General features: G+C 41.8%; 20 protein-coding genes and 1 pseudogene. 19 read left to right on the top strand and 2 right to left on the bottom strand.

The window, feature by feature from the left end; all coding sequences use genetic code 11:
- Positions 1 to 54 precede the first annotated feature (54 nt).
- Positions 55 to 669 (bottom strand): TetR/AcrR family transcriptional regulator, encoded by a 615-nt coding sequence (locus GC098_RS37285; RefSeq protein ID WP_171649376.1) that lies wholly within the window; start codon positions 667 to 669, stop codon positions 55 to 57.
- Between the two features lie 172 nt (positions 670 to 841).
- Here GC098_RS37285 and kynU point away from each other — a divergent pair, with 172 nt between their 5' ends.
- From kynU to kynB, 4 genes are all read left to right on the top strand, one after another.
- Positions 842 to 2,128 carry a kynureninase gene (gene kynU / locus GC098_RS37280; RefSeq protein ID WP_171649375.1) on the top strand — a complete coding sequence of 429 codons (1,287 nt, stop codon included), beginning with the start codon at positions 842 to 844 and terminating at the stop codon, positions 2,126 to 2,128.
- 33 nt (positions 2,129 to 2,161) lie between these two features.
- Positions 2,162 to 3,541, top strand: a complete 1,380-nt coding sequence (locus GC098_RS37275) for an amino acid permease (RefSeq protein WP_171649374.1) — start codon at positions 2,162 to 2,164, stop codon at positions 3,539 to 3,541.
- A 58-nt stretch (positions 3,542 to 3,599) separates the two neighbouring features.
- Complete coding sequence (gene kynA, locus GC098_RS37270; RefSeq protein WP_171649373.1) at positions 3,600 to 4,448, top strand: tryptophan 2,3-dioxygenase; 849 nt, start codon at positions 3,600 to 3,602, stop codon at positions 4,446 to 4,448.
- Between the two features lie 215 nt (positions 4,449 to 4,663).
- On the top strand, positions 4,664 to 5,284 hold the full coding sequence (gene kynB, locus GC098_RS37265) for an arylformamidase (RefSeq protein ID WP_171649372.1): 621 nt from the start codon (positions 4,664 to 4,666) through the stop codon (positions 5,282 to 5,284).
- Positions 5,285 to 5,409: 125 nt separating this feature from the next.
- Here kynB and GC098_RS37260 read toward each other — a convergent pair whose 3' ends face one another.
- Positions 5,410 to 6,615 carry a COG4705 family protein gene (locus tag GC098_RS37260; RefSeq protein ID WP_171649371.1) on the bottom strand — a complete coding sequence of 402 codons (1,206 nt, stop codon included), beginning with the start codon at positions 6,613 to 6,615 and terminating at the stop codon, positions 5,410 to 5,412.
- 383 nt (positions 6,616 to 6,998) lie between these two features.
- On the opposite strand from GC098_RS37260, the gene GC098_RS37255 reads away from it, so the two are divergent.
- The 15 genes and pseudogenes from GC098_RS37255 (at position 6,999) to GC098_RS37185 (ending at position 24,327) form a co-directional block, all read left to right on the top strand.
- Positions 6,999 to 7,907: a helix-turn-helix transcriptional regulator gene (locus tag GC098_RS37255; protein ID WP_246359195.1), complete on the top strand. Its 909-nt coding sequence runs from the start codon at positions 6,999 to 7,001 to the stop codon at positions 7,905 to 7,907.
- 382 nt (positions 7,908 to 8,289) lie between these two features.
- A pseudogene (locus GC098_RS37250) lies at positions 8,290 to 8,541 on the top strand (SAM-dependent methyltransferase); the annotation flags it as partial.
- Between the two features lie 401 nt (positions 8,542 to 8,942).
- A complete protein-coding gene (locus GC098_RS37245) occupies positions 8,943 to 9,623 on the top strand; it encodes a response regulator transcription factor (RefSeq protein ID WP_171649369.1) in 681 nt (226 codons plus the stop codon).
- Positions 9,608 to 10,717: a HAMP domain-containing sensor histidine kinase gene (locus GC098_RS37240; protein ID WP_171649368.1), complete on the top strand. Its 1,110-nt coding sequence runs from the start codon at positions 9,608 to 9,610 to the stop codon at positions 10,715 to 10,717. The genes GC098_RS37245 and GC098_RS37240 overlap by 16 nt, the downstream gene beginning before the upstream one ends.
- A gap of 47 nt (positions 10,718 to 10,764) precedes the next feature.
- On the top strand, positions 10,765 to 12,243 hold the full coding sequence (locus GC098_RS37235; protein WP_171649367.1) for a serine hydrolase domain-containing protein: 1,479 nt from the start codon (positions 10,765 to 10,767) through the stop codon (positions 12,241 to 12,243).
- Positions 12,244 to 12,356: 113 nt separating this feature from the next.
- Complete coding sequence (locus tag GC098_RS37230) at positions 12,357 to 12,680, top strand: GNAT family N-acetyltransferase (RefSeq protein ID WP_312880588.1); 324 nt, start codon at positions 12,357 to 12,359, stop codon at positions 12,678 to 12,680.
- A 345-nt stretch (positions 12,681 to 13,025) separates the two neighbouring features.
- Positions 13,026 to 13,811 (top strand): YheC/YheD family protein, encoded by a 786-nt coding sequence (locus GC098_RS37225; RefSeq protein ID WP_171649366.1) that lies wholly within the window; start codon positions 13,026 to 13,028, stop codon positions 13,809 to 13,811.
- A gap of 394 nt (positions 13,812 to 14,205) precedes the next feature.
- Positions 14,206 to 15,756, top strand: coding sequence for a response regulator transcription factor (locus tag GC098_RS37220; RefSeq protein WP_171649365.1), 1,551 nt, complete (start codon positions 14,206 to 14,208; stop codon positions 15,754 to 15,756).
- Positions 15,753 to 17,462: a sensor histidine kinase gene (locus tag GC098_RS37215; protein ID WP_171649364.1), complete on the top strand. Its 1,710-nt coding sequence runs from the start codon at positions 15,753 to 15,755 to the stop codon at positions 17,460 to 17,462. Before GC098_RS37220 ends, GC098_RS37215 begins: the two co-directional genes overlap by 4 nt.
- Positions 17,463 to 17,642: 180 nt before the next feature.
- Positions 17,643 to 18,539, top strand: coding sequence for an ABC transporter permease (locus tag GC098_RS37210; RefSeq protein ID WP_171649363.1), 897 nt, complete (start codon positions 17,643 to 17,645; stop codon positions 18,537 to 18,539).
- A gap of 24 nt (positions 18,540 to 18,563) precedes the next feature.
- Positions 18,564 to 19,439, top strand: coding sequence for a carbohydrate ABC transporter permease (locus GC098_RS37205; protein WP_171649362.1), 876 nt, complete (start codon positions 18,564 to 18,566; stop codon positions 19,437 to 19,439).
- Between the two features lie 52 nt (positions 19,440 to 19,491).
- Positions 19,492 to 21,102, top strand: coding sequence for an extracellular solute-binding protein (locus tag GC098_RS37200; RefSeq protein WP_171649361.1), 1,611 nt, complete (start codon positions 19,492 to 19,494; stop codon positions 21,100 to 21,102).
- 27 nt (positions 21,103 to 21,129) lie between these two features.
- Positions 21,130 to 21,492, top strand: coding sequence for a cupin domain-containing protein (locus GC098_RS37195; protein WP_171649360.1), 363 nt, complete (start codon positions 21,130 to 21,132; stop codon positions 21,490 to 21,492).
- A 15-nt stretch (positions 21,493 to 21,507) separates the two neighbouring features.
- On the top strand, positions 21,508 to 22,497 hold the full coding sequence (locus tag GC098_RS37190) for a Gfo/Idh/MocA family protein (protein ID WP_171649359.1): 990 nt from the start codon (positions 21,508 to 21,510) through the stop codon (positions 22,495 to 22,497).
- Between the two features lie 51 nt (positions 22,498 to 22,548).
- Positions 22,549 to 24,327: a glycoside hydrolase family 36 protein gene (locus GC098_RS37185; RefSeq protein WP_171649358.1), complete on the top strand. Its 1,779-nt coding sequence runs from the start codon at positions 22,549 to 22,551 to the stop codon at positions 24,325 to 24,327.
- Positions 24,328 to 24,578: the final 251 nt, after the last annotated feature.

Here is a 24,578-nt window from a genome sequence, read left to right as displayed (position 1 = left end):
GTAACGGCTCTTTCGCCAATAATGATTTGTTATTTTCATTTTATGGAAATGCCTTTAGAGATAAAGGCCTGTAGTATAAAGAGTTGTAATTGTATTAGCAATCTCTTCAACAGAATTATGATGTTCATTTCGAACAATTTCCCAAAGATACATTTCATTTGTAAAAAACCAGCCTCGTGCAACAAGCTCATGCTTTAGTTTAGCTCTAGCTAGCCCATTTTGCTGTGAATAGGCAATGTCCATGGAGATTCGATGAATAAACTTTTCACGAATTGCTTTCCATTTATCCGAAATAACAGATGATACCCCAATGGCCTGCTCGAAGATTTGCATCATATTACGTTCTGCCTCTGCCATTTTTAAAAAATCATAGGTTTGTTTTTTAATGATTTGCTCTGCTTCGTCTTTCGATTTTGGGAAGAATGAGATCTCGGCAATTTCATAAAATTGTGCCATGACATTCTCCATTAATACGCATAAAAGATCCTCTTTTCCTTCAAAATGAACATAGGCTGTTCCGTACCCGATGCTTGCTTTTTTGATCATTTGAGAAATCGTCGCTTTTTGAAAACCTTCTTCTAGAAATACTTCCTTTGCAGCTTCCAGTAACTTTTGACGTGTCACTGCTGAGCGTAAATGTCGTTTATCCCCTATTTTATCATTACCCATTCCAATTCCTCCCCTATTAATTATCTTCTAGGATATAAGGATTTCTCTGAAAAGGAAAGATTTGTTTAGATAAAATCGTCAGGATAATAATATTGACATCGTGTCATATTCATTGATATGATGTCGCTAGAAAGAGTAAAGAGTAATTTTAAATGAAGAAGGGGATGATACGGTGCTTTCAAATTTCTTTCAACCTACATTAGATTTCGCAAAACAATTGGACAAAGAGGATAACCTTTCGCATTTTCGGGAAGAATTTTATTTACAGCCTGATTCCATCTATATGGATGGGAATTCATTGGGGCTGCTTTCGCGAAGAGCTGAACGTACACTTTTGGAATCTTTAGCCGATTGGAAAGAACATGGCATCGATGGATGGACACAAGGGAATCATCCATGGTTTACCTTATCGGAGAAATTAGGCGAGATGAGTGCACCGTTAGTAGGAGCTTTTCCTAATGAAGTTATTGTAACCGGTTCCACGACTGTAAATTTACATCAACTTATAGCTACTTTTTATAAGCCTCAAGGGACACGTACCAAAATTTTGGCAGATGAATTAACGTTTCCATCTGATATTTATGCTCTTCAAAGCCAACTTCGCACCCATGGATATGATCCAGATACCCATCTCATCCGTGTGAAAAGCCGGGATGGCCGATTTTTAGAAGAAGACGATATGATCGAGGCTATGACCGATGACATTGCTTTGATCATCTTGCCTACCGTTCTGTATCGGAGCGGCCAAATATTGGACATGAAGCGATTAACGGCAGAAGCTCATAGAAGAGGCATTCTAATCGGATTTGACGGATGTCATTCGATTGGGGCGATCCCGCATTCGTTTAGCGAATGGGATGTTGACTTTGCGTATTGGTGCAACTACAAACATTTAAACGGCGGTCCTGGCGGTGTTGGCGGTTTATTTGTGAATCGTAAACATTTTGGAACTAGCCCTGGATTGGCTGGATGGTTCGGTTCCAGAAAAGATAAACAATTCGACATGGAGCATAAGTTAACACCAGCTGAATCAGCGGGAGCCTATCAAATTGGAACACCCCACGTATTAAGCCTTGCACCTTTACTAGGATCTTTAGAAATTTTTGCAGAAGCCGGTATTGAACATATTCGCCAAAAGTCTCTTCAAATCAATCAATATTTAATGAATTTAATTGAACATGAGTTAGCAGATTATGGATTCATGATTGGAAGTCCCAGAGAAGACGTGCGTCGCGGAGGTCACGTGAGTCTTGAGCATGAAGAAGCTGCGCGCATTTGCAAGGCATTGAAAAAAAACGGCGTGATTCCGGATTTCCGAGCACCAAACATCATTCGTCTTGCTCCGGTTGCGCTGTATACTTCCTACGCAGAAGTTTGGGAAGTCATACAAATTCTCAAAAAAATCATGATAGAAGAACAATACAAATTATTTCATAATGAACGTGAAATCGTTGCATAGATAGCCTTTTTTAACTAAAAAGGGGGATGAAATATGATAAATAAAAATACGGAATCGAATAATGGACTTGGACTAGAGAATGGGTTAAAGCGTGATTTAAAAACAAACCAGCTTACGATGATTGCAATGGGTTGTGCCATCGGGACGGGATTGTTTCTAGGCAGCGGGCTAGCCATTAAAACAGCAGGTCCAAGTGTATTGTTGAGTTATGGGATAGGCGCATTTATCGTATTGCTGTTAATGGGATGTTTAGCGGAAATGACGGTCGCTCATCCTACTTCGGGATCTTTTGGAACGATTTCTGAAAAATACATCAACCCCATGGCAGGCTTTCTTGTTCGTTATTCGTATTGGATAGCCAATGTTCTTGCTATTGGGGTAGAGGTAAGTGCAATAGCTGTTTATATGAAATACTGGTTTCCGACTGTGCCGGAACTCGTATGGATTTTATTGTTTGCCACTTTGCTAATTTATATAAATGCCAAGAGTGTTCATATATTTGGTACTGTTGAGTATTGGTTCTCTATGATAAAAATAAGTGCAATTGTCGGTTTCATTCTTCTTGGATCTTATATCCTATTTGGAACATCCGGACAGTCAAATATCGGACCCGGAAACTTAGTGAATGATGGAGGTTTTTTACCCTTTGGCTGGTGGGGCATGTGGGTTGCTATCTTTATTTCTTTATTCAGCTTTTTGGGAACAGAAATGATAGCGGTTACAGCTGGGGAGTCAAAGGACCCCGATGTAGCCGTACCAAAAGCATTGAAATCAACCGTATTCCGTTTGTCTACTTTCTATGTTTTGACAATTGGTATCATGCTAATGATTGTTCCATGGAAATCAGCGGGGATCGATAAAAGTCCATTCGTTAAAGTAATGGAAATCTTGAATATTCCAGGAGCATCTGGAATCATGAATTTTATCATTTTAACGGCTGCTTTATCGGCAATGAACAGTCAACTTTATGCTTCAACACGTATGATGTTTTCATTATCACGCGGTAATCATGCCCCTGCCTTTTTGGGGAAAATTAATAATAAAGGCGTTCCTGTCAGTGCCCTAGCTGTTTCTACACTTGGGATTTTTATTGCCGCAGCAATTAATGCGATACTCCCAGATTCATCCTATGCATTGATGATGGGAATTTCCATGTTCGGGGCTATATTCACTTGGCTTATGGTGTTCATTTCTCATTTATTTTTCAGAAGAAAGTGGGAGAAAATGGGTGGTCGCCAATTGCCAGTGAGAATGCTTGGTTTTCCATATTTAACAATTTTGGGAGCGGTTCTTCTACTTAGTTTAATGATTTCTACATGGTTTACAGGTTTTAAAATTATGCTTCAATTCGGGATTCCATGGTTACTGTTTCTGTCTGCTGCTTATTTCGTTTGGAAAAAAAGGAACAATTAAACATCATGCAGTGCAGCAAACTGTTGGATTTCTCTTACGAGGAGAGGGGCGTTACAGAATGAATAATAATGAAGAAAACAAAAGTATGGGGCTCGAAAAAGAAATTCAAACAGATTTTAGCAAAGCGATGTCTTACGGAGATTATCTCCATCTGGATAAGATTTTATCTAGTCAACATAGATGTTCTGATCACCACGATGAAATGCTTTTTATCATTATCCATCAGGCGAGTGAGTTATGGATGAAGCTCATTTTACATGAGGTGAAAGCTTCTACCGAGAGTATACGCAATAACGATTTGGAACCATCATTTAAAATGTTGTCGCGCGTTTCGAGAATTCAGCAGCAATTGATACAGTCATGGAACGTCCTCGCCACTTTGACGCCGGCGGAATACATGGAGTTTAGGGATAAATTGGGCCAATCTTCCGGGTTCCAGTCTCATCAGAATCGTTTGATTGAATTTGCGCTAGGCAACAAGAATGTTCATACGTTATCCGTTTTTCAACATCAGATCGATCTATACGAGCAAATGCAGCAATCTCTTCATGAGCCAAGTATTTATGATGCGGCAATCAATGCTCTTGCGGTGCGTGGATTACCTATTGATCAAGAAGCTCTTCATAGGGATTGGTCGCAAAGCTATCAACCAAATGCCAGTGTAGAAGAGGCGTGGCTGACAGTTTACCGCAATGTCGATCAATATTGGGATTTATATGAGTTAGCAGAGAAACTAGTGGACATTGGAAGCCAGCAGCAATTGTGGCGTTTTAATCATATGACTACAGTGGAAAGAATTATTGGTCATAAACAAGGAACAGGTGGCTCATCAGGTGTTACTTATTTAAAAAGAGCTCTGGACCAACACTTCTTCCCGGAACTATGGAGCCTAAGAGCGAAGCTATAAGTTCGTGTTTAAAAAGTCCGCTTTCAGAACCGAGAAGGTTGGACGATTTCCGGAGAAGGAGGAACGGAGCGTAGAGATTTGCTACGTGAGTACCGGACTTCCCGGATTCGTTCAAGATTCGATGCCGATTTTACTTCTAGAATGACTTCGTTATCAAAGTGGACTTTTTAAACAACCTCTATAAGAAGAAATCGGAAGAAACGGAGGCAAGATACTTGGGAACATGGATTGATATTTCACAGCCTCTAGACGAAAAGGTCGCAGTCTGGCCAGGAGACACACCCTTCTCATACAAAGTTAATTGGAGTAAAGAAGAGAGTGGGTCTGTCAATGTAGGCCAAATCACCATGAGTATACACACCGGTACTCATATTGATGCACCTTTTCATTTTGATAATGATGGAAAAAGAGTTATTGAACTGGATCTCAATTTATATATTGGAAGTGCCCGTGTCATCTATTTGCCAAACTATACATCCATCGGAGTGGGTGAAATATCCGGTATAGATCTAAACGGGATTACCCGTCTGTTAATTCGTACAGATGCATGGAAGGATCGGCGTGTGTTCCCACAAACAATTCCTCACATCCAACCAGAATTAGCGGCTTATCTTTCAGAACGCGGTGTTCGTCTTATTGGGCTTGATTTGCCGTCCGTAGATCCATTAGATAGTAAAGAACTATTAGCCCATCATGAACTTGCCAGTCATGGCATTCACATCTTGGAAGGGCTTGTCTTAGATGATGTTTTACCAGGGGATTATGAATTGATAGCCCTCCCACTACCATTAGTTGAAGCAGATGGAAGTCCGGTGCGTGCCGTGTTGAAAAAATAATAAATACGGTGAGCCTCTGGCGATGGTAGTACAGGCGACTGAAAAATAACTAAAGCCCGTTTAAAGCCATTTCACAGGCTAAAAACGGGCTTTTGCCATTATAGAGAACTATTGCCAAGACTTTTTTATTTATTTGCTCCGTTTAAGATACTAAGCGAATTGTTAAGTGCAGATTTGGACTGGCTGGCATCAGGCTTTCCTGAACGAACTGCTGCCAATACAGCGTCAATCGTTCCATCAATTTGGGTCCATGTTGTGCTATCTATTTTTCTAAGCTTAGGCTCCGATGTATCCCATTGGTGTTCCAAATCGTCAGCCCCTTTTTTCGCTGAAGCAAAGTCATTTGAGTTTACAAAGTTTAGCATATCACTTTCGATTTTAACAAAATCTGTTAATTGTCCAGTTAATGTAGCTTGTGTAGAATCGGTTTGCGATGCTATCTTATTGCTTAACCCAACATAACCGCCTATACCCACAAGTAAGAAAATACACAGTACCACAACGGTTTGCGTCAAAACATTTTTCTTGCTTCCATTTGCTTGGTTTGTTTTTGCTGGTTCACTTTTTGCCGTTGCATCAAATTTTGTAACAGCAAGAAAAACGATTATCGCTAAAATAGCTATAAGAAAAATTACACTAGTTACTGTTGTCCCCAAACCTAACGCGCCATTCGTTTTTGGTTGAGATAGGTAATCTCCTAATGACGCTCCGAGAGGACGAGTAAGAATATACGCAATCCAAAACGCTAATATCCCATCAAGTTTTAAAAACTTCCATGCTAAGAATACGCAAGCGATTATAATAACGACTGTTGTTCCTGTTAGAAGATAACCAAGACCGAGTTGTTCGGAAAATAAATCGCCGACTGCTGTTCCAAGTGCAAATGTGAAAAGAATGGTAAGCCAATAGAAAACTTCTCTTTTTCTTGTATAAATCGAGTGTATCGAGAGCGTTTTTTCACTAAGATACCAAAAAAGAAAAGTTAATCCTAGGAGCACGGCAAAAACGACGGTACTAGCTTCAAGAGGTATTCCGATATTGTCTGTCAAATTATCAGTTACCAACGTCCCAAATACGCTAATAAGCACAACCGTTAGCCAATAAATGCCTGGAACATATTTAGTTGCTTTGAATTGAAGAATCAATACGATGAAAAACGCTATTCCCATAATTATTGTAGTGAGAGTTAAACCAAATCCGAGACTGAAATTTAGGAAATCAGCAAATGTTTCACCGACAGTTGTGCATAAAACCTTGACTATCCAGAAGAAAATAGTAAGTTCGGGCACCTTGTTAAGTAAGATATTCAATCTATTTTGGTTCGCTTCCATACATAACTTCCTTTCTTTGCAGTGGTTTCCCACAAGTTATAGTGAGATTTAGCTTATCTATTTAATAATCCTTTTATCTCCCCATACTTTTTATAGTACATGCTTCACATTAAAAAATAATGAGAATGTATTTTATTAAAGATTTCTGAAAGACAGTTCACCTGGAAACGTCCAAACGAATGCTGTGATTTACCAGTGATGTGTTATGCACAATCAGTTTTAGGGCGGGCAGGATAGCGGAATAAAACGCTTGATACTATTGGGTAATTATGGTGTAATAAACGCAAACGCATGTTCTTTGCTAAGAAAGTAACGACATTTGGCGGATCCGAAGGATTCCGGCTGGTGGTACAGCAATTTCTATAGAAACTTTATGGGTGATTATGATGAAACTAGAACGGTTAATATCGATTACTTATGCGCTTTTAAATAACGAAGTCATTTCTGCTTCAGAGCTTGCGAACAAATATCATGTATCCCAACGAACCATTTACCGTGATATAGAGGCTATTTGTGCGGCTGGAATCCCTGTTGTATCCTTTCAAGGCGTCAACGGCGGATATGGGATTATTAAAGAATATAAAATGGAGAAAAGTTTATTGCACGCAAGCGACATTGAGACATTAATCACGCTTCTTAACAGCACGGCAACGGTGTTCAAGGATGACCGAGCAACGGAGACTATGCATAGGCTTCAGACCATTCAAAGCGATAAGATGCCAAGCTTGACCATGGATCTTGGAAGCTGGCGAGCCAACAACGCAACTCTCCATACACTTCGAGCAGCCATAACGGCTCGCCATGTCATTCGATTTGAATACATGAATTCTAAGAATGAGAGAGCCAATAGGATAGTTGAACCAGTCAGCCTTCTCTTTAAATATTATTCTTGGTATTTACATGGGTACTGTAGGGCTCGTAACGATTATCGCGTATTTAAACTTACAAGAATGTTAGATTTGGTTACTTTGCCTGAATTATACCAGCGTAGCCACCCAACACTTCTACAAGATATTTCTTTGGACTATCAGAAAGAAGAAATCGTGGGTGCTGTTCTTCATTTCTCAGGCAGATCCTTGGCACATGCCCTGGATTGTTTTTACGCGGAGGATAAATATTTCAATGAAGATGGCACGCTTACGGTTACCATTATCAATCCTTCTGAAGTTGAATGGATAGTTGAAACGATTTTAAGTTTTGGTGAAGATGTGGAGGTTCTTGAACCACTCGCGTTAAGGCAATTACTCAAAGATAAGATTGAAAAAATGTTAAATCGATATCTTCAAGTATGACAGACTGTTGTCATACTTTTTTTATTATAATGAGCTCAAAGAGAAGGCAAGTCAGCTTTTCAAGGAATTGGAGGTACACACCATGCACAATTATCCTTATTTTTTTGAGGAAAAGATAAGAGAACATAATCAGGAGCTCAAAGAGATTGAAAGTAACGCCTGGAAGTGGGCTCGATCTGTCTCGAAGAAATCTAAACCCACTATTTTATCTGTCCTTTTGGCACTTATCGGATTGAAATGATGAACAGCACCTCCCCAAATCAAGAACAAAAGGGACCCTCCATTTCCCCTCACGAAGGCGTCATTGACTCCTCGTAAAACAGGAAAAAGGCTCACACGACCGCATTTTATTTTTGAGGGTTTTGGAACTGACAGAGAGATCTTAAAAGATAAATACCTTACAGAACTAGCTCAAGCTGGTTTTACCGATATTCAGTCTTTTGAATATGATGCAACTCAGTATTTCCAAACTTACGAAGATTTGGTCTTCTTTTTGAAATACACCCCTGTTATTCCTAACTTCGGGCAAAATGATCATGATTTCGAAATACTTCAAAAGTTTATTGAATCAAATCAAACAGTGAAGGGAATCAAGACTAACACGAAACGCTTCATGATAGTGGCAAGGAAATAATGGGTTGTTAAGCCAATGCAGAACAAGAGCTCAATAAAATACAACACGAGGCTACCGCGGAATCGATCGGTAGCCTCGTTACGTTAACGGGCAGTACTAAAAGCTAATGGGAAGATAAGGAAAGTTCGAATATCTACAAATACAGAGCTAGAATTATATAAAATAGATCAAGAATTAGAATTAATTATTTCAAAACGTACTGGTATTTTAAATAAGATTAATACTTTGAGCAGCTGGGAATCGCATCGCTGGCAGCGATGAGGTCAGACCGCAGGGGGGAGCGTAGCTCGAACATCGGGGTCCCCGCGAAGTAATCGGAGTAGGCTCCGTTATACACCGCTTGGGATGCCAAACAATTTTTGTTATGCTGGATATAGATGATTTGAAATGGGGAGCAGGGAATGCCATATGAAAAGATACTGATCATAGATGATGAAGCCGATCTTCGAAAACTGCTGACGGACTACTTTGAAATTAATGGGTATTTCGTTATGACGGCGAAGAACGGCAATGAGGCATTGCGGCAAATTGAAAATCAACCGGACCTTGTTTTGCTGGATATCAATATGCCTGAACTTAATGGTCTTGAATTATGCAGGAAAATCCGGCACTTTGTGTCCTGCCCTATTTTATTTCTAACAGCTCGCGTTGAGGATGCGGATAAAATATCAGGGTTTCAGGCAGGAGGGGATGATTATATTCTAAAGCCGTTCAGTATCCATGAACTGGGCGCAAGAGTAGAGGCGCATTTACGCAGGGAAATGCGAAGTCAAAATAAAACGTCGATAAAGTTTAGTGAAGATTTGGTCATTGATTATTCGGCTCGTGCGCTTTACATCCTTGACGTACAAATTTCCCTGGCTAAAAAGGAGTTCGATATTATAGAGCTGTTGTCGACACATCCCGGAATGGTGTTTGATAAAGAGCGGATTTATGAAAAAGTATGGGGTTTGGACGATGAAGGCGACAGCACTGTGATAGCGGAACATATCAGGCGAATTCGTTTCAAATTGAAAGAGCATGGCTGCGAAAACAGGATAGAAACCGTCTGGGGAGTAGGATACAAATGGCGAAAATCATAAGCTGGCTGCGACTGAAGCATATGACCTTGCTGCAATCATTCATCTTTTTATGCTGTCTTACGCTCATCACCGTTCTAGTCGTCATCGTATTAGAGTTTAGATGGGCGGAAAGCATACGGCTACGATTTGCCGACCATTCTTCCGTAAACGATTGGGTGTTGCCTACCCTCGTTGCGATGGTGCTGTTTACTGTTGCCGGCGCTATTGTCCTGATGGCCAGCCTCTTTTATAGATGGAAACTGAAAAAGCCGCTTGAAATACTGATGAAGGCATCGGAGAAAATATCGGCGAATGATTTGGGGTTTCATATTTCTTATGATGGCAAGGATGAGATGGGCGAGCTATGCCGTGTATTTGAAAAAATGCGCGGACAATTGGAAAAAAATTATAAAGCTCTTTGGCGATCGGTTGAGGAACGCAAACAACTTAATGCTATTTTTGCCCATGACCTAAGAACGCCCTTATCTGTCCTGAAAGGATATTCCGAGTTTCTGACCACCTATCTGCCCCAAAACAACATTTCCGAGGAAAAACTCCTGGACACGATTCAAACCATGAAAGTCCATATTGTACGTCTTGAAAGCTACACGGAAGCCATGAATTCGATTCAGAAGCTGGAGGACATGCCGGTACACAGCCATGCGGTTGAAATGGATCTTCTGACCTCCTTGCTGAATGACATCGCCCGACAAATAACCGGACAATGCGGCAAAACTTTCGACTCGTCCATTGCTGCGGATTCGAAAAAAATAGCTGTCGATATACATTTGGTGATGCAGGTTTTTGAGAATTTGATGGCTAATGGAGCGCGTTATGCTTCCAGCTATGTGAATATTCATTATAGCGTCTGCAAGGGCTTTTTTTCCATAACAGTCACGGATGACGGCGCCGGTTTTTCTGAGGCAGCGCTTCAAAAGGCCGTGCTTCCTTTTTATCGCGGAGAGGTATGGGATGCGAATGCGCATCATGGACTGGGACTTTATATAAGCAAAGTACTGTGCGAAAAGCATGAGGGGAGTCTGCATGTAGAAAACGGCTCCGATGGTGGCGGAAACGTAACAGCAAGTTTCTTTACGGGGTTGATAAATAGTTGATAATTATCCATTAGCATTTCCTTATCATGTGATTAAGGAGTGCTACTATGACAATCGCGCCAAAGAAAATAGGTCTATACTTGAGTTGTTTACTGCTAATGTTGTCAATCTTAGCTAAACCTGTTTCCGCATTTGAAGTCCGAAACAAAACTGAAATACAAAATGAAATAGATGATTACGTCATAAAAAACATGAAAGTCAATCATATTAAGGGCGCGGCTCTTGCAATAGCCAATAACGAAGAGGTGTTCTATGCACAAGGTTACGGTGCATTTTCAGATGGTCGCGATATTACTGGCAGTACCCCCTTTCCCATTGCTTCATTAAGCAAATCTTTTACGGCACTAGCCGTCCTGCAGATGGTGGAAAAAGGACTAATCGACCTTGATGCGCCATACACATCTTACTTTCCCGACCTCTCACCTGAGGACGAACGTGTTCACGATATTACGGTCCGGAATTTGCTGAATCAGACAAGCGGTCTTAATGACAAAGTGAATCCCGACATGACAAATTCCCCTCAATATCAATCGCTGCAAGAGATTAACCAATCGTTGAACACGGTTAAGCTTGCCATTGATCCTGGAACAGCCTTTAGCTACCACAATCCTAACTATCAATATTTGGCTCTTCTTGTGGAGAAAGTAAGCGGACAGAGTTTCTTTGCTTACCTGGAAAAGAATATATTTGAGCCTTTAGGGATGGGCCATACCTTCAATGTCAGTACCACACAGCAAATCAATGAGAATCCTGCCATTCCGCGGGGACACTATCTATTATTTGGCTATCCTGTAAACCAAGCCGAACCCTTCTGGTTTATTGACGGTCCGGCCGGTATTATGTCAACTGCAGAAGACATGACAAAATGGATGCTTGCCCAATATAATGGTCGCCTTCTAGCCCCAGAGCTGATGGAGCAATACCATAAAGCCGGACAGAGCGGCCCGTATGGAATGGGGTGGCTTGCAGATGAGGATGAACATGGGGGCCGGACGATTTCCCATAGTGGGATTTTCTGGACGTATAAGGCGGAAGAAACGATATATTTGGATCAACATCTGGGCATCACGATGATGTTTAACTCTGGTTTAAACGCATTTATCGATTATTCAGCTTTTGTCGACGAGATCGCACGGATTATAAAGGGCGAAAAGTCCGAAACTTCTATTTTTAACAGCAGAAACATGGAGAGGGTTATGATTCTGCTGGTGATTACGACGTTTCTTTGGGGTTTATATACACACATTCGTATGAATAGGAGCAAAAAGGGCATCACGACCGGAAAATTGATTTTTTCATCGGTTGGGAGACTGCTTCCTATCTTGATTCTCTTGTTTCTGTCACCACTAACTACATTTATTGGCGCTGGGCGAGTTTTACCTTGGTTTGGACTATGGACTACCATGTCATCTCTAATTATATGGCTTGTTGTATTATCGCTGGTAAATATAACGATTTTGGTATGCCGTTTCAAATTGTATTACCGTACTAAGAAGAGGAGGAATTTTGAAACTGACGCCCGATAGGCGGGTTAAACTAACGGAAAACGAGAGTTTCAATGGCTTAAAACAAATATATTAGTATTGGAGACATAATTTGAAGATAGATAAAGTATTTGAATATGATATATGGGAAACCTGTGAAAATACTGGGTGTAATTGATTTATGTGTTTCACAAAACACTCGCTCACAGGGAGTTGCTTCAACGCTGCTTGTAGAAATCGATAAGTTTTCTGTGGGACGAAATATTGACTTTATACTTTTATTTGCAGATAACATGACCTTGTATTTGAGAAATGGTTATAAATTAGTAAAGAACCAATGTAAATGGTTAAAAGTTGATAATGAAACTCAGATTACAAATGGCATAGGGTTTGAGGTAATTGATGAATTAATGATTAAGAAAGTAGGAAAGATTGATTGGAGCGAGGGAGAGCTAGATTTTTTAGGCTATCTTTATTGATCTAACTTAGAACGATACTTAAACTTAAACTCCAGAAACTATTGGACCGAAACAAATAAAAAATCCGACGTCTTCGACTTCGATGGGATTCAGGTGTAGCCGATGGAACCGTTTCTTGAATGATTCGATCGATATTGCCTTCTTCCTCACGGATAGCCCTGGCTAACCGTATGGCATAAGTTCACATTAATAACCAGTTAATGCACCAGAACAGAAAATGATCTGGTTATCTCACCAAAATAATCCATTCTATTTTGAGAACTAAATAAGAATTTTCGGGCTCCACGAATGCCGTATCCATCTTGCATGAAGCATAATATGATGTCTAATAAACAGAGCTAAAGGATGGATGAAATGCACCCAAGTTTGGCAAGATTAGCAAAATGGAATCTACATCGTTTTTATTCAAAAAATTCATGGATAGCAAAACATCTACCGCCTACAACTTTTTATACTCGTGAAACTTTATCTTCATTTTTGCAAAAATATAAAACCATCTATATCAAAGCGAATACACAACATACAGGTAAAGGCATCATTAAAGCGTGGAAAACAACAAAGGGTTATCAGTTTGTGAAGGTGCGCGGCAAAACAACCTTTGCTTCATCCATCGAAGATATCCATCAACATATAAAAAATACTAGCCCTCAAACAACATACATTGTTCAAAAAGCGATAGATTTAGCTGAGATTAATAGTCGGCCTTTTGACATTCGGGTTATGATGATGAGAGATGGTCAATGTAAGTGGAATTACGCAGGGATGGTTGTAAAGGTAGCTGGTCAGGGAAGTGTTGTTTCAAACGTTCAACGAGGTGGAGGTTATGTAACAAGTATTGAAGATGCGTTAAAGCAATCGCTTCTCTTCAATAATGAGCGTATCGAAAGTATCAAGAAACAACTTATCTCATTAAGTTATATAATTATGGACTACTCTCAGAAGTTTCCTTTCTACTCATTTCAATGTGGAATAGATCTTGCAGTAGATAAAAATGGACGTATTTGGATCATTGAGGTCAATCTTCATAATCCGTCGCATGGTTTGTTTAATAAACAAAAAAACAAATCATCCTTTAAAAGAATTGGTCATTTATATACGGATTACAGAAAACATAATAAACGACTGATATGAAAAAGCCTTTCTACTTGGATGTAGAAGGGCTTTTTCATATCGTCATCTCATTCTCTACAAAGAGATGACGTGCATTGTTCCAACCTTGATCACATAATCGAAGTAAGCAAGCCGTAAAAAATGACATGGGGATCATAAATTAATCTATACTGGAAATTTCATCAATTCATTATAATGATAGTTGAAAGCGTTTGCCGGCAAGCTTGGCCTTCATACCCTAAATAAATAATACAACATCGTACAACACATGCACAAAAGCATCCGACCTGGATTGGCGGATGCTTTTACTCTCACTGACTTGGAGCGGCTGCCATTGAGGCAGCCACTTTTTCTATATCAATGACCGAAAAATGTAAGAGGACAAGTCCATATAACTATTGCCGGGAGGATTCCAATGTTTAACGTGTTGATCGTGGACGACGAAAAATTTGAACGTGACGGGATCAAATATTTGCTATCCAAATACAACTTTAATGTAATCGTTACCGAAGCGCAGAATGGCAAAGAGGCGCTTGATTATCTTCTTCATCATGAAGTAGATGTTCTGATAACGGATATTAGAATGCCGATCATGGATGGAATAAGCTTGGTGAAATCGCTTAGAAAGCATAACGAATCGTTGAAAATCGTCATTTCCAGCGCATACGGCGAATTCGAATATGCAAAGAAAGCCATCGAGCTTGGGGTAGAGCATTATATATTAAAACCTGTCGATATCGAAGAATTTATAGACGTCATTCGAAAAGTGTTCAGCTCGTGTGAAGCCGGAAGAATGGAGAAAGAAAGAAGAGAGAAGCTGCTCGCGGGATATCATCGAAGCATCAAATACGAGAAGGAAAAAATAATGCTGGATCTCATCCATAGGGCAAGTGTCGATGTACCGATGAAGACAAGAATGCGGCAATCCGATTTCGATTACCAATATAACTGTTTCCAATTGATCTTGATCCAAGTGAACTTCAAAATATTTGATTTGGTGGCATATCGGTTGGAAAATGATTTGCGCATCATGATTCAAACGCAATATGACCATGTCAATCTGAATGAATATCAAAGCGTGATCTTGTTAAAATCACACTATATGCTCGCACATTCCGAATTGTTGGAGATTGGCAACCGGATACAGCAGTTTTTTACTAATAATGACCTTACCGCCGCCTGGATCGTATTCGGCAGATCGGTGAACAACATCGAGGATCTTCATGATGCATATATGGATATGGAGACGATGCTTGATTACCATCTCTTCGGTCATGGTGAAGGCAGTTTATTGTTCGTGGATCAGTTCTATGTCAAGGAAGAGCAGCCTTCCTCGATCATGAACCGGGATTTGGAGGATATAAAGGGCTTGATTCGATTTCGAAACCTCAAAGAAGGAAAGCGGCGTATCTCCATGTTCTTTGACGAGCTTCAGGAAGGCAATCATTTCTCCAGTATTTACGTCAAGCATTTGTGCGTGGAGATTATAAAAGAAATTTGCGCAAATTACCCCATTCATGCTCATAAATTTCAAAGTGTGATTCGAGACGTTTATTTAATTCGGACGCCCGCAGATATCAAGAAGATAATTTACACATTACTCGAAAATGAGGATTCCGATACGACTAATGACAATATCGACCAGAATCGTAAAGTGATCCAGGAAGTTGTTGACCTTATCGCCAAACAGTACAATCAGGATATTTGCTTGGACACGATCGCTTCCGGCGTTCACTTGTCCCCAAGCTATTTAAGTCATCTGTTTAAGAAAGAAACAGGTGAAAATATGGTCAAATATATTACAAGCATAAGACTTAAGGAAGCAAGCCATTACTTGAGGAATACGAATATGAAGATCGTTGACATCAGCAAAGAAGTGGGATTCTCCAATTTGCCTTACTTCTGCACCTTATTCAAGAACTATTACGGTCTTACCCCTGCAAAGTATAGGGAGAGAGTAGAATGAAGCGGGCCAACCGGATTCATGCATTTCAATTCACTTCTATTAGGCAAAAGCTGTTCTTATCTTATATATTACTAATCGTGATCCCGATTGTGGTATTGGGCTTGTATTCTTATTATCAGTCCAAGTTATTGCTCCAAAAGCAGGCGCTACAGGGAATACGAGAGACGATTCGAACGATTTCGGACAATATGGACTATAAGGCAGATCAATATAACAGGATTATGGATTCTATTGTGTACAATACTGGCATCCTCAAAATATTCAATAACGATTATACGGACGTATCCAATTTATCTTATGATTTAAGAAGCTACCTGGATCCTACGTTCAACACGATTAAGGGAATGAACAAGGAAATTATGCAGCTTACCGTTTACACGCAAAACAAACTGCCGGAATACGGCGATTTCATTCAAAACAGCAGCCGTGTCGCGGAAACGAATTGGTACCGGAGCGCTTCGGCCAACGTCAATACGGAATGGTATTGGGAAGATGGAAACTTGATCGTAGCCAGGAAAATACCGGACATTTTCCAGCTTCGAAATCCGAGCACTGTCTCTATGAATCTTACTTATAGCAAAATGTTCGAAGGTTTGCAGAGCAAAGAAATGAACAATTTCGGCATCGTCGTAAGAGATAAGAATTCAAATGTGGTTTACAGCAATTCCGACTACCTAAATCAACGCCTCCTTTTTGATGCTATGGGCAAATCCTCCAAGAGCGGAAATCATGAATACTTCATTATCGACGAGCAAATTCAGCATCCGAGCTGGACATTATCGTATTATATTCCGCTTAATGAGGTATCTATCAATGCAACGAGCATTATTAAAGCGACTGTCATTATCGTACTCGTATGTTTTTCAATATTGCTTCTGATGATTTGGATGTTTTCCAACATGTTTACTGTACCGATCAAACGGTTGATCCATAAAATGAAACTGATCGAAAACGGGAATTTGGATGTTGTCGTCTCTTCCAATTCAATAGACGAATTTGGAATACTGACCAACCGATTCGGACAGATGCTGCAAAAAATAAACGAGTTGATTTTGGTCGGTTATCAGAACAAGATCGATCAACAGAAAGCGGAATTTAAGGCTCTCCAATCCCAAATCAACCCTCATTTCCTTTATAATACGCTGTCGGCGATTAAGTGGAAGTCCGTTCAGGCTGGACAGGAGGAAATCAGCAAAATCGTCACCTCGCTCTCCAAATTTTATCGAACGGCTTTGAACAAAGGGGACAATATCATTCCTGTACGTGAAGAAGTCGTCAATATGAAATCCTATGTGGAGATCATGCTGATTATGAGTGAAAGCAGCTTCGACGTTCATTACGATTTTGATGAAGACATATTTCTTTATGTGACCATTAATTTGATTTTGCAACCCGTAGTGGAAAATTGTATCGAGCATGGGATCGCGGGCAAAACGGACGGGCGGGGAAAGATCGCCATAACGGGACGAAGCCGTGACGGGTATATCGAGATCACAGTAGAGGATAACGGAGTCGGCATGACGGAGGAGAAAGCCCGCGAGGTGTTGTCTCGAGAATCCAGAGGCTACGGGTTGAAAAATGTAAATGACCGGCTGAAGCTCTTCTTCGGAGAGGGGTATGGGATCTCGATTGAAAGCGTCTTGGGGAAAGGCACTGTAATGACCATTCGCCTTCCGAAAAGAGAGGAGCTATTGCCTGACATGTGAATCGAAACACGATCATATGAAAAACACGTATGCCTGGAACGTCACTGCGGGTGCGTGTTTTTTGCATTGGAATGGATAAAGTTCGAAATTTATTGAAGCATATCTAAAGAATCTGAAATTGTTGGCGAGAACGGAAACTCCTATAATAAATACAAGGAGGTGGGTGTTCTGGAGAGCAGTATGAGGAGCCTCAAGAAGTATAAAGTGCTGTATGTGATGATGCTGCCAGCAATAGCTTATTACATCCTTTTCCATTATGTTCCGATGTACGGTGCTGTGCTGGCATTTAAGGATTTTCAGCTTATGAAGGGGATTTGGAACAGTCCTTGGATTGGCATGCACCATTTTATGTATGCGTTTTCAGATCCGGTTTTTTTGCAAGTGTTGAAAAATACGATCATCATCAGCTTTTACAAATTAATATTCGGCTTCCCTGTTCCGGTCGTGTTTGCCCTGCTGTTGAATGAAGTAGCCAGTGCAAAGTTTAAAAAATTAGCTCAAACGATATCGTATTTGCCGCATTTTATCTCGTGGGTGGTGATGGCGGGGATCTTCATGAGTATCCTCTCGATCGACGGTCTCGTTAATTCCGTTATCAAGCTGTTCGGGATGGATCCTGTCTTGTTTATGGGAAATGAACAGTATTTCCGGCTCATTCTCGTATTGACGGAAATTTATAAAAGCTTCGGCTGGGGAGCGATCGTTTATTTCGCAGCCATTTCGGGCATTAACGGCGAATTATATGAAGCGGCCATTATCGACGGCGCAGGCAGATTCAAAAGGGTTATTTATATTACGATCCCCATGCTCGCTCCAGTCATGGCCATCCTGTTAATTTTGTCGATGGCGGGAATTCTGGATGCCGGGTTCGATCAAATTTTCAATATGTATAGTGTTAACGTATACAGGGTATCGGACATTATCGATACGTATGTGTACAGAAAAGGCATGGTCGAGATGAAGTACAGCTATGCAACAGCGGTTGGATTATTCAAATCGGTCGTTGCCTTGATCATGATCGTAACTGTTAATCAGGTCATCAAGACGATGGGTGGAAAAGAACATGCATTATGGTAAAACCGGCATCTGGCGGAGGGGCTTATGAAGAAAACGAAAAGTGAAAAATGGTTTGATATCCTGCTGTATGCGCTCGTATCGGGGATCCTAGTGGTTACTTTACTGCCGTTCTGGAATCAGATTGTCATCTCCTTATCTTCAGGCAAGGGAGCTTATTCATCCGGGCTGATGTTGGTGCCTCAGAATTTTTCTTTAGCCGCTTATAAGCTTGCTCTGGAATTCACAGGCTTGTGGATCGGTTATGGAAACACGCTGCTGCGGACGGTACTCGGAGTAACCTTAAGCCTCCTATTTACTTCGATGTTGGCTTATCCTCTTTCCAAGTTGGATCTGCCGCTTAACAGAACGATCACGATGCTCATCTTGTTTACCATGATCTTTAGCGGCGGCTTAATTCCTTCATTTCTGCTAATCAAAAATTTAGGTCTGTTGGACACGATGTGGGCATTAGTGCTGCCGTCTTTGGTCGGTACGTACAACGTTCTCATTATGAGAAATTTTTTTCGGTCGTTGCCGGAAAGTCTGGAAGAGTCAGCGAAGGTAGACGGGGCGGGTTATTTTATGATTTTCTGCAGGATCACGCTCCCCTTGTCGAAGCCTGTGCTGGCAACGGTTGCGCTATGGGTAGCGGTTTATCATTGGAATGCATGGTTCGACGCCATGATTTATATCAAGGATCCTGGCAAGCAGGTACTGCAAATCGTGCTTCGTAAAATCGTGCTCGAAAACAACCTCGATTCCATGCAAGCTTTGGTCAACAGGACGGATACAACGAAGCATTTGGGCAGAGAATTGTATGCGACTATCGTGATCTTGTCCATATTGCCTATGCTGATCATTTATCCGTTCGTGCAAAAATTTTTCGTTCAAGGTATCATGCTGGGGGCTGTTAAAGGTTAATCCGTTGTAGGACAGGGGAGCCTTTATCGATACATACACTATATAAAAGGGTGTGATTCAATTGAAGAAGAAAGTGTTAGCAGGCAGTATGATGGCAATTACGCTTGTGGTCATGACCGCATGCACCGGTCAGGGCAATCAAAGCTCCAAAGGAGATGCGGTGGCGACGGCAAGTAGCCCAGGTAAGGAAGAACGATACAAGCTGACTTTCTTAAGCTGGGCCAGTGACAAAATGACGGATCAGCCTTATGCAGTCAAAGTGATACAGGACAAGTTTAACGTAGACATCACCATTGACCCGGAAAAGGCGGAAACGTATCAGCAGCAGCTGCTTTTGGATATCGCTTCGGGAAAGGTGCCCGATTATTGGGTGGATTTGAAAATGCCTGACTACGATAAATTTGTCGCACAGGGCATTCCGGCCGAGCTTTCAGAGGATTTCATCAAGCAGAACTCTCCAAATTATTATAATTGGCTGGTCAAAAATTTGGGCCAAGATCCGTTCAAGTATCAACGCCGGGACGGCAAAATCTACTCCATGCCGATTATTTGGACACTCGGCAGCGATGCCACCGTAGTCGGCATCCGGAACGACTGGTTGAAAAATGTAGGGATTACCAAAGTGCCGGAAACCCTCGGTGAGTTGGAAGAAGCGTTAATCAAATTCAGAAACGACGACCCCGATAAGAACGGTAAGAAAGATACGTTCGGCATGACCGCAAAAGCCGAGCTGCAGCCTGGGGTGGTACCGTTTTCGGATATATTTACTTCAATCTTCGCGGCATTCGGCGTGTATCCTGGTGCATTCACCGAAGAAAACGGGAAAATTATCAAAGGAGAAATTCAGCCCGGCGCCAAGGATGCATTAACCATATTAAATAAATGGTATAAACAGGATCTCATTGATCTCGAGTTTGCCGTGAACAAAAAAGCGAACATAGATGATAAAATCATTTCCGGGAAATATGGCGTCATCGAAAGCAACTGGTGGAACTTTCTTCCCGCAAGAGCGTTCTCCGGAGGCAAATATTTTGAGAAAATACCCGGCGTAGATTGGGCGCTTTTTGCCGGACCCAAAGGCCCGAATGGAGATTACGGGGCACTCCAGAAAAATCCGGTAGGCAATTCCGGTCAACAGTTTTCCAAAAAAATGGAAAAAGATCAGGGGAAACTGAAAAAGTACCTTGAGATTATGGATGCCTACAGCTTTAACACGGATGTTCGCGCCTCGGTCACCTACGGGGAAAAGGGAAAAACGTATAACGTTTCGCCGGAGGGCGACTATCAATTTATACCTCCATATGACCAAGAAAGCGAACGAATCAAGTTTGGGATCGGGCCGCAATATCCGTTTATGGGCAGCTTTAACGATTATGATTTCCAGACTCCATTCATGACCGACGCGAAATATCGGGATTTGAGGAAAAAAGTCGAGCATATCGGCAGAGGGAAATATGATATTCTGGAGCCCGTATCCAGACCCGTGTTCAACGAGAATAAAGATCGTCTCGATCAATTTGCCGTCAAAGCATTCATTGACTTCATTACCGGGAAACGTCCGATCAGCGAGTTTGACGCATTCGTTGCGGAATGGAAGAAAATGGGCGGCGATCAAGTGATGAAGGAAGCTGAGCAAAAATACGAAGAATTGTTCAAGAAGTAAGTTAATAAAAAGAAGGAGTGATTTTAAATGAGAACTTATCGTTTACAGCAGTTGGCCGATGTTACGGAAGGACATATTTTGAAAGACATTATGCCGGGGGATTACCTCTCTTACGGTGGGCTTGCCTTCGAGAAACCGGGCGCACGCGCTCATACGAACGACGGTCCGGGCGGCATCGACTATCATGTGCACGAAGATTGCGAAGCTTTTCTTATCCTGCAGGGCAAAGGCGAGGTTGAAATCAACAAAGAGCACATGTACCCCGTAAAGACGGGAGATGTCGTCATTATTGAGCCGGGAGAGGACCATCATCTCATTTCAAGCGTGGAAGATCCTATTGTCGTTGTCTGGTGTCATGCTGGACCATCCCGAAATAAAAATCAAATGTAAAGAAGCGAAGAGAGGATGAGCAATATGAAGGCGGTTCTGGTTGGTTTAGGAAACTTCGGTTCAGGGTGGTACAAGAGATTGAGACGTCATGCTGGCGTAGATGCGGTATGCGTTGTTGAAGCGAACGTTCAGCTGCGCGAAACGATTGATCCGGAAACTCCGTTTTACTCGTCTTTGGAAGATGCGATCATCAGCGAGTGCCCCGATTTCGTCATTAATGTTACACCTCCACACATTCACACTTCGATTAACGAGATTGCGTTCGCGCATGGCCTGCCTGTGCTCTGCGAGAAGCCGATTTCGAACGATATTAAGGATGCACAATATATTGTCGGCCAGGCCGAACTGAAAAACATCCCGTTCATGATTTCTGAGAATTACCGTTTCTTCGCCCCGGTACTGAAGGCGAAGGAGCTTTTAGACAGCGGCGTTATCGGACATTTGTCATCCGTACATATCGAATTCGACCGCTATCATGTCGTACCCGTTCCTTATTTTGGTCGGTTGGCAAATGGATTGCTGGAAGATGTCACGATTCATCATTTCGATATGATCCGTTATTTTACCGGTCAGGAAGCGGTGAAATTGTTCGCTATGAACAGCAATCCGCCCGGAAGTTGGACGGAGACGACGACGGTCCACCTTAGCGCTTGGATGGAGCTTGACGGAGGAACGGTTGTGGATTATCACGGCAGCATGATGGCCAAGGGAAAACTGTCTGAATGGTATGGTGATTGGCGTTTCGAAGGTACGGATGGAGCGATTGTGATAACGAGCAATCGAGTGCAGCTTATGAAGGAAGGAAAGGCCGATGAAGTGTACACCTTCGACGGGGTAGGAAACGTGTTGTCGATCGATGAATTTCTAACAGCATTGAAGGAAAAGCGGGAGCCAAGACCAAACGGAAGAGATTATTTGAAGTCGCAAAGCTTGGTGCATGCTGCTGCTGTATCGTCGAGAACAGGAAAAATGCTTTCCGTGGAAGAAGCAATGAAAGAAGTGTAAGCTTATGAATCATTTGAAAGAGAGAGGCTCAATATGCTGAATTTGGACGATATGAAAAAAATCAAACCTAGTGTTAGACTTTCCGATTTCACAACAGCTGCTGACCGTGAGGTTACTGTAGAGAAATCATGGGCGAATAATCTTTTAAACGCTAGAGTTGTCAATCGATCTGATCATTCACTGCGGATTAAAGAGGTCGTGCTTTTTTCTGGGGATATGCCTCTCGACCCCGATACGCCATTTTACGGTGAAGGCTTTCAAATGCTTACTCAATACGGAGGTACGCTTTCTTCACCCTATGTGATCGGGGCTTACGGGAAAGATCGGGACTTCTTTCGAATCCCTGAAACTCCGTTTCATGAGAACTTATGGACGGTTTACAATCTATTGGCATTGTCTCCCTATAATGAGGAGCACCTGCTGATGGCCTTTACTTCATGCAATCGCTTTTCCGGCGAGTTTCGATTTAGAAATTCCTATATAGAAGTGATTATGGATACAGAAGATTTAGAGCTGGGGCCTGGCCAGTCGTGGGAGTTAGAACAATTCATGTTTGCTTCCGGATCGAACCGCGATCTGCTCTTTCAAGAATTGGCTGAATGCCTCAATAGGAACCACCCGCGTATGCTTTATCCTGAAATTCCTACGGGATGGTGTTCCTATTATTGTCTTCGTCCAATAACTGCAGAGGGACTTTACGAGAATGCACGCAGTATGGTCCAGCGAATACCTGAACTGAAGCGAATTCAAATTGATGGGGGCTATGCAGCAGCTGATGGCGACTTCTTAATTCCAAGTGTCACGCTTGGAGCAGACGTCAAAACAATTAGTGAAGGTATCCGAGCAACCGGGATTGAAGCTGCAGGCTACCTATCTCCCTTTATTGTAGAACCAGGGTCGAAGCTGATGCTTGAGCAACCGGATTGGCTGGTTCAAGATCAGGAAGGCAAACCATTCAATGGAATCGGTCAGAAAAAGAAGCTGCCGGAAAAGCAATGGTATATGCTGGACGGAACGCATCCTGAAGCCCAAAACTATTTGAGGTCAGCTGTTAGGGTTATGCATGATGAGTGGGGTTGGCGGTATTTTAAGCTGGATTTTCTGCAATATGGTGCCTTGCCAGGATGCCGTTACGACAAACAAGCGACTAGAATCGAAGCATTTCGCAGTGGAATGAAGGCGATTATTGATGAAGTCGGGCACGATAGCTTTATTCTTGGGTGCAATGCTCCTTTCTGGCCGCTTCTTGGATTAGTTCACGGGAACCGAGTGACTAACGATATTGCAAGGGACTGGAAACACGTCAGCGGCAATGCGAAGGAGCTATTTCCTCGGAACTGGCAAAACGACACTTTGTGGTATAACGACCCGGATGTCATAGTCCTCGAAAGAGTAACGTTCCATAACCAGACGATTAGCGGTGAAGTCATTGAGAAGAAATCGGATATTTCGGATCAAGAGTTCGAATTTCATAAAGCCGTTATCCTAGCATCCGGAGGGATGATCCTGAGCGGAGACTTAATTCCATCTCTGTCCGAGGAAAATATTCGGGCATTGAAGAAGCTCTTGCCTCCAACCGGTAAAGCCGCCCGCTTTGACGATGATACTTATACGATTGGACGAATAAAATTGGAGGATCGTTATCTCATTTGCATCTTCAATTTTGACGATCGGCCTAAAGATATCGAGATAAGCTTGGATGGGAGCTATCGGGTTTATGATTTCTGTACGGAAGAGGAAGTTGGTTACTTCACGAACGCGATGAAACTTAAAAGCTTAGAACCTCATTGTGCCAAAGTATTGTATTATGAGGTACATGGGAACTTATAAATGTATGTAAAGGTTTCGAGAGTCCGCATGACAAACACGGTTGTGCGGTATCAGTTCCGTCAGGTATCGTGGTGTCAGTATCCAAACAACAAGATCCATGTCTTTTCGTTTTGTGGAAGTACGATGTGTCATTGCAGAAATGGGGCTGTCCTATAAGTAGATTTCTACTTATAGGACAGCCCCATTAAGTTCTTTTGACCTTCAGGAACATTCGAAACGTATTCTGCTTGAAATGAATACTTCCATTGGAA

It is taken from the genome of Paenibacillus phytorum, assembly GCF_013141715.1.
Taxonomy (GTDB): domain Bacteria; phylum Bacillota; class Bacilli; order Paenibacillales; family NBRC-103111; genus Paenibacillus_E; species Paenibacillus_E phytorum.
The sequence above is the reverse complement of the archived record's forward strand: the minus strand, read 5'-3'. Positions and strand labels throughout refer to the sequence as shown.